This is a genomic window from Fructobacillus americanaquae, assembly GCF_024029775.1.
Classification (GTDB): Bacteria; Bacillota; Bacilli; order Lactobacillales; family Lactobacillaceae; genus Fructobacillus; species Fructobacillus americanaquae.
On sequence record NZ_CP097122.1, the window covers coordinates 694583 to 706950 of the forward strand.

Sequence of the window (12368 nt, forward strand, 5' to 3'; positions counted from 1 at the left end):
CAATACAACTTAGGAAATTGATATGATTTATTATGTTCCTTTATCGCGAGATAATAAAAATATAAATTTTATGGTATTAGCTGCGAGGAAGACTAAACTTAAGGAAACTAGGAGTCCCATAACAGAAAACAAAGTGTACTAAAAACATCGAGACCCCAAGGATTTGACGTTGATGTGGTACTTCTATAGTGGGCACTAGTTACCGATTCACCTTGACGTGTGCCCAAAGTAAACCAGAAGCCGAAGCAACAGTGGGTGCGCTAACACTTAGCAACAGTGCACCAACTAACCACTAACATTTTTTGTTTTTACATAGAATTGTGGTTATTTTTTCGAACGTTTATTCCACACATTTGTTCCAAAGTTTTCTATTTCATTCCAAGCCTCACAGGATCTTGAAACACTTTTCCTAGTTAAAGAACTCGTCTCCCAAGCGTACATCAGACATATTTTGAATTTTTTCAACAAGCAATCACTAAAAGTGCTAATTCTCCCTTAAAAATACCCGAATGGACTAGTAACATGCTATGAACCCTAAAAGTAGCGCCTGTCATTAAATAAGCAAACTAAAAAGACTGACGTTCGAAATATTTAAATCGGTGTCAGTTTTTTAGTTTGCTCTTAATTTAATTTGATGGTATTTCGGCTTACATCTTTGCTTCCAGTTCAACATTTGGATACTTATCCTTGAACCAGTTCAATGCAAAGTTATTTTCAAATAAGAAGACGGGACGGTCATAGCGATCCTTGACCAACAGGTTCCGCGATGAAGCCATCTTTTCGTCCACTTGGTCTGGGTCAATCCATCGGGCAACCTTTGAACCAATCGGCTCAAATTGAATTTCAACGTTATACTCATTTTCCATTCGGAATTTGAACACTTCAAATTGCAATTGGCCAACTGCACCAAGAATATACTCGCTTGAGTTCCATGACTTATAAAGCTGAATTGTTCCTTCTTGGACCAATTGGGTGATGCCCTTGTGATATGACTTTTGCTTCATCACATCCTTAGCAATCACTTTATTAAAATACTCCGGCGTAAACGTGGGTAAATCAGGGAAACGGACAGCTTTCTTACCAGCAAAGATTGTATCACCGATTTGGAAATTTCCGGTATCATAAACACCGATAATATCACCCGGAACGGCGCCCTGCACATTTTCTCGTTCCTCTGCCATGAACTGGGTCACATTGGCCAAACGGAGCTTCTTGCCCGTTCTTTCCAGCGTAACATCCATACCACGCTCAAAGGCACCGGAAACAATTCGTACAAAGGCAATCCGATCACGGTGACGGGGATCCATGTTTGCCTGAATCTTAAAGACAAAACCAGTAAACTCGTGATTATCCGGTTCAATCACCTGGTCATCAACCGTCGTGACCGGTGCTGGCATTGGTGCATAGGCCAAGTATTCCCGCAAAAATTCGGTTACACCAAAATTTGCTAAGGCCGAACCAAAGAAAACCGGCGTTAACTGACCCGTGGCAACGGCTTTTTCGTCAAATTGGTTACCAGCATCTTCCAACAATTCAACTTCATCCAAGCCCTCTTGGCGAACCTCTGGATGATCAGCTGCGTTCTTAAAGGGGATCAGTTCCTTTTGCTTCAAGTCATAGATGCCCTGCAAAATTTGGCCAGAACCAATCGGCCAATTCATTGGGTAAGCTTGAATGCCCAGGATACTTTCTAATTCGTCCACCAAATCCAATGGTGACCGGGCATCACGATCAATCTTGTTAAAAAATGTAAAGACAGGGATGCCGCGTTTGGAAACAATTTCAAAGAGCTTCTTGGTTTGTGGCTCAATTCCCTTTGCAGCATCAACAACCATCACAACCGAATCAACGGCCATCAGTGTTCGGTAAGTATCTTCCGAAAAATCTTCGTGCCCAGGAGTATCCAAAATGTTGATGCGTTTGCCCTCATAGTCAAACTGCAAGACAGAAGAAGTAACCGAAATCCCACGCTGTTGTTCAATGGCCATCCAGTCAGACGAAGCCATCTTCTTCGCTCCGCGGCCCTTAACCGTTCCAGCCTCACGGATCACACCGCCGTGAAGGAGTAATTGTTCCGTTAAGGTTGTTTTCCCCGCATCGGGATGGGAAATGATGGCGAATGTCCGCCGATTTTGTAATTCTTGTTCAAAGTTTTCCATAATAACTTATTTTACATGAAAAAAGCGCTCAGGGCTAGGGCTGAGCGCAGAAACATCTGCTTTCAGTTTATCCTGAAACGCTTTTTTAATTTAAACAATTTAAGTTAGAGAATAATGTGAACGTAAAGTAGCCGGGTTTACTGCTGTTCCGCCTTGTACTGTTCAGCTTCCGCTGGGGTTGCCAAGACAAAGTGGCCCGGTTCAACCTCAACCATCTTTCGTTCCTGACCATCCTTTTCAAAACTGGCATCGTACGGCTTAATCACACGTTGCTTTTCAACGATTGGATCAGGTTCAGGCACGGCCGAAAGCAAGCTCTTGGTATATGGGTGCAATGGATGGTTATAAACTTCATCCGCAGTACCCAATTCAACCAACTTTCCCCAGTGCATCACACCAATTCGGTCAGAGATATACTTGACCATGGCCAAATCATGAGCAATAAAAAGGTAAGTCAACTTGTTTTGTTTTTGTAAATCAGCCAATAAGTTGACAACCTGAGCCTGAACAGAAACGTCCAAGGCCGAAATTGGTTCATCGGCAATGATAAACTTTGGCTGAACGGCTAACGCACGGGCGATTCCAATTCGCTGCTTCTGTCCACCAGAGAATTCGTGTGGGTATCGTGAGGCGTGGTCCTTGTTCAAGCCAACCAACTTCAACAATTCCAATACCTTCGCTTCTCGTTCGGCCCGCTTCTTGCTGTAACCGACTTGGTCAAGACCCTCACCAATGATATCTTCAACTCGCAAACGGCCGTTCAATGAGGCCTGTGGGTCTTGGAAAATCATTTGCGCTTGCTTACGGAAGTCCTTCATGCCCTGTTTTTTCAACTGGCCCAGATCTTGACCATCAAAAGTAATGGTCCCTGAATCTTGGTTGTAAAGCTTCAAAATCGTCCGACCAATGGTCGTCTTTCCTGAGCCGGATTCCCCAACCAAGCCAAAGGTTTCACCTTCATAAATATCGAAAGAAATCTCATCAATTGCCTTGGTGGCATTGCTCTTACCAGCATTAAAAGTCAGGTTTAAGTCCTTAATCTCAACTAATTTCTTTGCATCTGAATTTTGCATTACTTGGCCCCCTCATTTTCTAAGGTCTGCCAAAATGCTTGGCGACGTTGAATCTCAAGTGGTGGTGTTACCTTTGGTGCCCGGTCATCTAAGAGCCATGTGGCTGCAAAATGAGTTGGTGACACTTCAAAGAGTGGTGGTTGTTTTTCATGATCGATTGCCAAACCATAAACGTTTCGGTCTGCAAAAGCATCACCCTTTGGTGGGTAAAGCAAGTCCGGTGGCGTACCTGGGATGGCCTGTAAGGTACCAGACTCAGTCTTCGTTGATGGCATTGAACCCAACAACCCCCATGTATAAGGATGTTGTGGATTATAGAAGACTTCGTTCACCAGTCCGGTTTCAACAATCTTGCCGGCATACATAACGGCCACCCGATCAGCAATCCCGGCCACAACACCCAAATCATGGGTGATAAAGATAATGGCCGTGTTATTCTTCTTTTGCAACTTCTTCAAAACCTGTAAAATCTGGGCTTGAATCGTCACATCCAAAGCAGTTGTTGGTTCATCGGCAATCAAGACCTTTGGATCAGCGGCCAAAGCAATGGCGATCACAGCCCGCTGGCGCATGCCACCAGACCATTGGTGAGGATAATCATTGATGTGTTCCTCGGCATTTGGAATCCCAACATCCTTCATGAGCTGCAAAGCCTTTTCTAGTGCTTCAGCCTTTTCAACTTCATGGTGCTTCATGATTGGTTCAGCAATTTGGTTGCCAATCTTCATCGTTGGGTCTAATGAAGTCATTGGGTCCTGGAAAACCATTGCGACTTCAGAGCCACGATAACTTTCCCATTCTTTTTCAGACAACTTGGCCAAATTCTTACCATTGTAAAGAATTTGACTTTCTTCACCTAATTCAGCGTTCTGGGCATTGAGACCGAGGAGGGTCTTTGTCGTCACTGATTTACCAGAACCGGATTCCCCAACAATCGCGATGGTTTCGCCAGCATTTAAATCAAAATTAACGCCTCGAATCGCCTGGATTTTTCCAGCATAAGTGTTAAAGTCCACGCGGAGGTCTTTTACTTGTAAAATTGGTGCTACCATGAAGGCCTCCTTATTCATCCGCCATCTTTGGATCAAAGGCATCACGCAGACCATCCCCTAACAGGATGAAGGCCAACGATACCAAAATCAAGACAGCTGATGGAATCAAAATCTGATATGGGTAGTATTGCAACATGTTCTGTCCATCAGTAATCAACGTTCCAAGTGAGGAAGTTGGTGCCTTAACACCCAAGTTGATGGCCGACAAAACCGCTTCGAACATAATGGCAGATGGAATCGTCATCATGATTTGCACGATAATTGTACCAGACATGTTTGGTACCAAGTGCTTCAAAGCAATCTTTGGTCCAGATTCACCTAGGGTCTTAGCCGCCAAGACGAAGTCACGTTCCTTATAGGTCAACGTTAAGTTACGAACCTGACGGGCCATTCCAGTCCAACTCGTCAAAGCGATGGCCAAAATAATTGACCACATACTGGACCCAAAAAGCATGGCCAAGAGGGTCACAACCACTAAGTTGGGGATAGCCGAAATCACTTCAATGACGCGTTGTAAGACGGTATCCACCCAACCACCAAGCCAGCCAGAAACTAAACCGTAACTAACACCAATCAAAAGGTCGATGGCCGTCGCCACAATGGCAATAAAGAGTGAGATTCTTAAACCAACCGTTACACGCTTGGCCACTGAACGACCAAGGTTGTCAGTCCCCAAAATAAAATTCTGGTCAACATCGTTCTTAGCATAAACATCAACCGATTCAGTGGCACCAGGGGTTGTCATATTGCCATCCCAGCCCGGAATTGGCAGACCAGACTTTGGTGGCAAATTTTTATATTTAGCAGTGCCAGTATCGAATTGGTTCGCTGCATTTTGGCTAACCAATGGTATTGAAATCAGCGCATAAAGCATAACCAAAACCAAGAAAACCAAACTAACCACTGCTAATTTATTCTTACGAAGGCGGTGCCAAACACTTTGCCAAGTTGATAAGGCAGGCTTCACGATGTTTTCGCTGGCCGACTTATCTTCAATCCCAACGAGGGAAAATTCATTTTGTACTTCTTCCATGTTCTCCCCCTACTTCAAGCGAACTCGTGGATCAACGATTGCCGTCAAAATATCGGTAATCAAGATGCAGACCATCAACATCGCTGCATAAACGATAGTGGTTCCCATAATAACTGGGTAATCCTTGGTCGGAATTGAGGAAACAAACTGTTGCCCAATTCCGGGAATTGAAAAGATGTTTTCAACCAGGGTTGACCCAGTCAACAAGTTGGCCACCATTGGACCGATCAGCGTCAAAATCGGAATCATTGAATTCCGGTAAGCATGCTTACGAATTAACTGAGTACCCGTCATCCCCTTCGCCCGGGCCAATTGAATATAATCCGAGTGCAACACATCAATCATTTCGGAACGAACAAATCTTGTCGTCGTTGCTGCGGGACCAACGGCTAAGGCCAAAGTTGGCAAAATCGTTTCGGAGAAACTATCGCCCCAACCAGAAACGGGCAACCAACCAAGATTATAACCAAAGACGTAAAGCAAAACGATGGCTAAGATAAAGGAAGGAACCGAAATTCCCAGAGTGGAAATAATGCCCAAAAAACCATCCGTCTTCTTGTTTTGGTTCTTGGCAGAAACTGCCCCAAACCAAAGACCAAGCAAAATCCCAACAACCAGGGCTTGTAAACCAAGTTGCGCAGATACTGGTAATCGTTGCCCGATCAGCGTTGAAACTGATTGGTTTTGATACTGATAAGAGGTCCCCAAATCACCATGCAAAAGGTTAACAAGGTAATCAAAGTATTGAACCAAAACGGGCTTATCCAAACCATAGGTTTGATTCAACTGGGCAATGGCAGAAGCCGATAAGTGTGGATTATTATACGGTGTTCCTGGCAAAATCTGCATCAAGAAGAACGTGGCTGTGACCACAATCCACAATGTGACTAGCAGGATTAACACTCGTTTGAAAATGTATTTGGCCATTTGAATGACTCTCCTAGTGCTATAACGAAGTTATCGTTGTTTGTTTAAACTAATTTAATATGGCCTTTTTAGCAAGACACTTTTCACATCAAAGGCAGGTCACATAAAGGGTGTCCATTATCATACGGGACGTCTCTCTCAATGACCTGCCTAGTGTATTCAAATTGAATAGTTGTTAAATTGCATTACTTCCGGTATGCCCGAGTAACATCTAGTGGCAAACCAGCAGGGTTTGTCACAACACCCTTAACATTTGGACGGGCCAATGAAGCACCCTTCCATGAAAGCAATGGGTTGATGTTTGCAGAGTCCATCAAAGCCTTTTCAGCTGCCTTCCAGTCAGCATCACGGGCAGATGGGTTGTTAGCATCTGTACTTTCGGCCTTTGTTACGGCGTCAATGTAATCTTGGTTCTTGAACTGACCGTTGTTCATACCAGTGTCAGTTGCCTTGAACATATCGTAGAAGGTTGAACCATCAGGATAATCACCGTTCCAGTTAGAAACAACAATATCAAAGTTACCGTTTTGTGAATCTTGTAGACGTTGCTTGAATGGCACAATCTTCTCAGTGATTGAGATTTGGTCACCAAAGGTTGATTCGTAAGCTTGCTTCAAGTAGTCAACAGTATTCTTAGCAATTGGGCTATCAGCATCCGTTTCCAGGGTAACGTTCATCTTACCCTTGTTAACTTCCTTGATTCCTTCAGCAAAGAGTTTCTGTGCCTTTTCCTTGTCGTAAGTGTAGCCAGGGGCAACATAAGTAGACAAGTCCTCACCATTTGAAGCCTTAACCAAGTTGTTTGAAACCAAGCTCTTAGCAGCATCACGGGTACCACCCGTTGCCTGTGAAGCCAAGTCCTTACGGTTGGTTGCCAAGTTCAAAGCTTCGCGAATCTTTTCGTTTTGCAAGAATGGGTTCTTTGCCTGGTTATACTCCAAGTAAGTTGCTGAAGCCAGCGCACTATTGACAACATCCTTGTTGTTCTTGTTAGCTGAGTACATTTCAGGTGAGTTGGTAATCGCAGCGCGATCAATCTTACCTTGCTTGTACAACTTAATCGCAGTTTCAGGGTTCTTAATAACTTGCCAGTTAATCGTCTTTGTCTTGACATTCTTGGCATCCCAATAGTTATCGTTCTTGACCATCTTGAACTTACCGTTGGTTCCATTCCAGCCTTCGAACTTGTAAGCACCTGAATAGATTTGATCGGCTGCAGTTGTACCATACTTAGAACCCTTTTCCTTGACGAAAGATTCCTTCTGTGGCGTGAATTGAGCGAAACTCAACAGGTACTTAAATTGTGGCATTGGCTTTTCCAACGTGAAAGTCAATGTATTGCCATCAGCCTTAACACCCAAATCAGACACTGGCTTCTTACCAGCCACGATATCATCAGCATTCTTCACACCTGATGTCAGGTATGAGTATTGTGAGGCAGTCTTTGGATCAGCAATTCGCTGCCATGAGTATACAAAGTCCTTAGCAGTCAAGGCAGAACCATCTGACCACTTCAATCCGGAACGCAATTGAACGGTATAAGTCAAACCGTCTGATGAGACGCTATATGACTTAGCCAAGTCAGGGACAACGTCCCCCTTGGCATTTGTACGTAACAAGTTCGCTTCCGTATTTCCAAGAATGGTATCGGAATATTGGTCAGTCGCCTTGGACATATCTAATGTTTGAATATCAGTTGCCAAACCAAAGTTTAACGTTGATTTATCATCTGCGGGACTTGTCCCCCACCAGCCAGCAGCTCGAGATCCCCCAACTGCGACCAGAACAACGACTGCCGCAACAGTCCATTTCTGCCATCGTTTCATGATGCTTCCTCCTCGGTACAACTTAATGTTTGTTTAATCTTATCAGACAAACACACCATTTTCAAATAATTTTTTAATAAAAATGATTATTTTGTTGTTTCGACGCTTAGTTTACCGCTTAAAATGCTCATTTTGCCGGGATTTGTTCTTTTTCCTGACATCAAAAAAAGAATGATTTTGTTAACAAAATCATTCTTTAGGTATTGATTATTCACTTTTAACCGACTTATTCCGGATTTTCCTTGTAAGACAAAGCAGCCACGTTCAAGCTTTGATCCGCTAAATCCTTCGTAAAGGAAACTTCGTGAGAAACGATAATAGCGTTACCAGGAAAGGCTTTAATCGCCTTATACAAAGCTTGTTTCGTTTCTTCATCCAAGTGGTTCGTTGGCTCATCAAGGATTAAGAAGTTTGACGGCTTCATCTCCATAATGGCCAGCTTAACCTTCGTCTGCTCCCCTCCAGAAAGCTGGAACAATGGCTTTTGGGCATTTTCAGCATTAATGCCGGCGCCCGCCAAACGCTGCCGCAATTCTTTTGGCAAAATCGTAGGGAATAAGTCTTGCATCGCCTGTAATGGCGTCTGCTGGTCATTATCCCAGTCTAAATCCTGGTCAAAGTAATTCACGACAGCTAAAGGTGAAAATTCCACTTGACCGCCAAGTGAAGGAATTTCGCCCAAAATGGACTTGATCAACGTCGACTTTCCTGCCCCGTTGAACCCAGCAAAGACAATCTTCTTTTCCGTTGTTAATGAGAATGACACGGGTTCCAAGATTGCCTGATCATAGCCAACTGACAAATCAGTCACCGTCAAAGCGGCGGCCGACTGGGAGTTAACGTATGGGAAGTTAAATTTCGCCTTCAGGTTTTCTGAAGGTGGATCCACCTTATCCATCCGGGCCAGCATCTTTTCACGAGACTTGGCCTGCTTTGAAGTTGAAGCACGGGCCTTGTTCTTGGCAATGAACTTTTCAGCTTTAGCAATCTCAACCTGCTGTTTCTCATACTGACGCAGCTGCTGCTCAGAACGTTCTTCTTTTTGACGCATCGCCTTTTGGAAAGAACCGCGATACTTGGTAATTTTACCAAAAGAAACGTCAGCAATCGCGTTCGTTACCTTATCCAAGAAATCAAAGTCATGCGAAATAATCATGGCTGCGCCTTCAAATCCCTGCAAAAAGCCTTCCAACCATTCGATGTGCGCAACATCCAAATAGTTGGTCGGCTCATCAAGGATAATGACGTCGTCATTTTCCAAGAGCAACTTAGCCAAGATAACCTTGGCACGCTGACCACCAGACATGTGTTCTAGTTCGCGGTCCCGCCCAATGGCTTCCAAGCCTAGACCAGAAATCACCCGTTCGATTTCAGTATCAACGTCATAGAAACCAGCAGCATCCAGTTCTTCTTGTAGGCGTCCTGCTCGCTCAAGCAGCTTGTCATCGGCGGTAGCGGCGTACTTTTCATACAATTCCGTTGCGCGATCCTGCTTAGCATAGAGATCCTTGTAAGCCGTATGCAAGAAATCAACCAGAGTCATCCCCTCTGGAATTTCTGCATACTGATCCAAGTAGCCAATTTTCAGATTTTTCGCCCAGTCAATTCGGCCCGAAAGGGGCAAAACTTGCCCGGTCAAAATCCGAATCAAAGTTGACTTACCAGCCCCGTTTTGACCGACAATCCCCATGTGTTCGCCGGCTTGCAATTCCAAGTCAGCATCGTCATATAATGTTTTTTCTGCGTAGGCCATCGAGAGCCCACTTACTTCTAATAATGCCATAAGACTTAGTTTACCACACTTTGCCTTGACAAGCATGGTCAAGACCCCCTCTTTGGGCTATACTGAATAAAAGAACCTAGCAAATTACTATTCTTTGCTCTTATAACGTGAACCGCTTTTTTGGAGAATCAAAGTAAATGAAAGCTCGTAAACTCAACCATAAAAAAATTCCCGCACAAGACCCCAACCGTGCCTTTCGTTTCTGGCGCGACGTCTTTGACCTTCCTCAAAGTGGTGCCCAAACTGACCGCATCTTAGTTGTTGACCACGAAGACCTTACTTTTGTTCAGAGTCAATCCAAAACTATTTTTGAGCTCTTGGTTCGTGACCACCTCCCTGAATTAAAACAGCACTTAGCCAATAATTTTGTTGTCATCGAAAAAGAGGAAGAACGTTTTAACAATAAAGTGGCGGTGACGGTTAAGGATTCCGAGGGTAATACCGTCGTCATTGAGGCGAATGCCTGATGTTGTATCACTGAGCTCATTAAAAAATTTTATTGAAATATCGACTTATTTTCGTTAAAACACTTGCTCCACCGCTGTAACCATGGTATACTATTTTTTGTTGTTTAAGACAACTCCATGGTTAGTTAGCTCAGTTGGTAGAGCAACGGACTCTTAATCCGTGGGTCCAGGGTTCGAGCCCCTGACTGACCACTACAGCAATCCTTGAGGCAATCCTCAAGGATTTTTTTGTGTTCCCAAAAATCGTCTAACTAAACTGATTGGTATGCAACAGATACCAAAAAAGCTAATGACACCATCTCTGGTATCATTAGCTTTTTAGCTACTTACGCTTGTCGGTAAACATAATAGGCCAGGTTACCACCATTGGCCTTTGCCGTGTAATTATAGGCTGCGTCATAATTCCATTCTTGAACAGCCGTACCCGTTTGGCCGCCCGTTACATAATTAACGGAAATGGCGCGGGCATTTGGATCGTTTGAGACAATGATTTGAACGTGACCAGCAGATCCACCTGAGGCACCCTGCTGACCCCAAATAACGATATCACCACGTTGAGCATCCCATGGCGTATTCGTTGAAATTAGTTGATAACCGTTTTGTTCCAAATAACCGTGCAAAGAATCCGTATTATACAAGTAAGCCGGCTTGGAAGCCCCCGCCTCATACAAGGCTTCCGTCATTGCACCGGAACAGTCAGCCGTCCCATCGGCGCCATCACGAGACCCCGTCATAGAATAAGTCAACTTGCCTTGGTTGTCATAGAACCAATTAATAACCTGATCCGTATTGACCTTATTCGTGGTAGCCGTTTGTTGTACGGCTGCACTTGTCGAAGCTGGGGCTTGGGAAGTAGCTACCTGTGACGTTGCTGCTTGGGAAGCCGGTGCCTCTGAAACGACAGCTTGTGAGACAGGTGCTTGGGATGCCACCGCTTGTGAAGTGGCCGCTTGAGAACTTTGTACCTGTGAGGTAGTTGCTTCTGAATTGGCTACTTGGGAAATACCAGCCTGTGAGACAGTAGCCTGTGAGCTAGGTGCTTGTGAAGCTGCTGCTTGTGCCTGACTCAAAGACTGCGTCTGTGAGTACAAATCGGCTGACTGTGACCCAGCTCCTTGAGCAGCATTTTGCTCAATTGTATCGGTCTGGTCAGTATTTGACTGTTGTGCACCAGCACTTGAACCAGCAACGGACACCGCTTGACTAACTTGATTTTGATTGACACTAGCTGCCATTGACTGGGCGCTAGCCTGCGAACTAGCCACGGACAAAGACTGGCTCTGAGCAACTGATTGAGCAGCGGCAGTCGTTGCTGTCTGACTACCCGTTTGACTTCCCTGGCTGACTGCTTGTGAGCTGGCTTGCGAATCGGCAGCCACCTGAGCGGAATCAGTCGTTGGTGCACCCTTTTGCATCAACACCAAGTTTGGCTGACTAGTTTGGCTCTGGCTTACCTGAGCAACTCCAGCAGACAATAAGACACCATCATCTTTAAGCTTTTGGATCACTTGGGCCTGGGCACCCAAGCGATAGCCTGAAATCAACAACCCTTGGTCATCCAAGCCCAACTGCTGGGCCGCCTGTTCCGTGCTCAAACCATAAGCCTGGGCAATCACATCCAGTGTGTCCCCCCACTGTGTCGCATAGCCATGAATATTTTGTCCTTGGCCTTGCTTTGCAATGGCAGCCTTGACCTGGTCAAGCGAGTTTGCCTGCCATTGGCTTTGTTGGTCAACTTGAGATTGTGCCTGGCCCTGAACTTGGTCAGCACTGGCTGTTTGATTTTGGTTCAAAACGGTCGCCCCAAAAACAGCGCCCGTTGCTGCTAATGTCGTCGCACTTGCTGTAAACATTAACCGATGTCTAAGGTGCTTGTCTTGATTATTATCCGTCATGGTTGATTACCTCCGTTTTCTGAATGACAATATTTCGAGCATAGCTACTAAACCGAACGTCATGAGTTCGGCCATCTTTTTGATAGTTTTAAAATCAGACTGGTTATCCGAATTCAAAAAAATTTAATTATTCCCAAAGGAAAATAACTTGGC

At 44.7% G+C, this 12368-nt stretch carries 9 protein-coding genes and 1 tRNA gene; 2 read left to right on the plus strand and 8 right to left on the minus strand.

Features of this window, described 5'->3' with window-relative positions; genetic code table 11:
* Positions 1-647 precede the first annotated feature (647 nt).
* The 7 genes from M3M36_RS03320 to M3M36_RS03350 form a co-directional block, all read right to left on the minus strand.
* Positions 648-2159 carry a peptide chain release factor 3 gene (locus M3M36_RS03320; protein ID WP_252774388.1) on the minus strand — a complete coding sequence of 504 codons (1512 nt, stop codon included), beginning with the start codon at positions 2157-2159 and terminating at the stop codon, positions 648-650.
* Positions 2160-2296: 137 nt separating this feature from the next.
* The gene (locus tag M3M36_RS03325; RefSeq protein WP_252774389.1) at positions 2297-3232 is read right to left on the minus strand and encodes an ABC transporter ATP-binding protein; all 936 of its coding nucleotides are present in this window, start codon (positions 3230-3232) and stop codon (positions 2297-2299) included.
* On the minus strand, positions 3232-4284 hold the full coding sequence (locus tag M3M36_RS03330; RefSeq protein WP_252774390.1) for an ABC transporter ATP-binding protein: 1053 nt from the start codon (positions 4282-4284) through the stop codon (positions 3232-3234). The genes M3M36_RS03325 and M3M36_RS03330 overlap by 1 nt, the downstream gene beginning before the upstream one ends.
* 10 nt (positions 4285-4294) lie before the next feature.
* Positions 4295-5317 carry an ABC transporter permease gene (locus M3M36_RS03335; protein ID WP_252774391.1) on the minus strand — a complete coding sequence of 341 codons (1023 nt, stop codon included), beginning with the start codon at positions 5315-5317 and terminating at the stop codon, positions 4295-4297.
* Positions 5318-5326: 9 nt separating this feature from the next.
* Entirely contained in the window at positions 5327-6244 is a 918-nt protein-coding gene (locus tag M3M36_RS03340; RefSeq protein WP_252774392.1) for an ABC transporter permease, read from the minus strand.
* A gap of 185 nt (positions 6245-6429) precedes the next feature.
* Positions 6430-8070 (minus strand): peptide ABC transporter substrate-binding protein, encoded by a 1641-nt coding sequence (locus tag M3M36_RS03345; protein WP_252774393.1) that lies wholly within the window; start codon positions 8068-8070, stop codon positions 6430-6432.
* Positions 8071-8296: 226 nt separating this feature from the next.
* On the minus strand, positions 8297-9853 hold the full coding sequence (locus tag M3M36_RS03350) for an ABC-F family ATP-binding cassette domain-containing protein (protein ID WP_252774394.1): 1557 nt from the start codon (positions 9851-9853) through the stop codon (positions 8297-8299).
* A gap of 137 nt (positions 9854-9990) precedes the next feature.
* On the opposite strand from M3M36_RS03350, the gene M3M36_RS03355 reads away from it, so the two are divergent.
* A complete protein-coding gene (locus M3M36_RS03355; RefSeq protein ID WP_252774395.1) occupies positions 9991-10320 on the plus strand; it encodes a lactoylglutathione lyase in 330 nt (109 codons plus the stop codon).
* A gap of 119 nt (positions 10321-10439) precedes the next feature.
* Positions 10440-10512, plus strand: a tRNA-Lys gene (locus M3M36_RS03360).
* Between the two features lie 134 nt (positions 10513-10646).
* On the opposite strand, the gene M3M36_RS03365 is transcribed toward M3M36_RS03360, so the two are convergent.
* On the minus strand, positions 10647-12215 hold the full coding sequence (locus M3M36_RS03365) for a peptidoglycan amidohydrolase family protein (RefSeq protein ID WP_252774396.1): 1569 nt from the start codon (positions 12213-12215) through the stop codon (positions 10647-10649).
* Positions 12216-12368 lie beyond the last annotated feature (153 nt).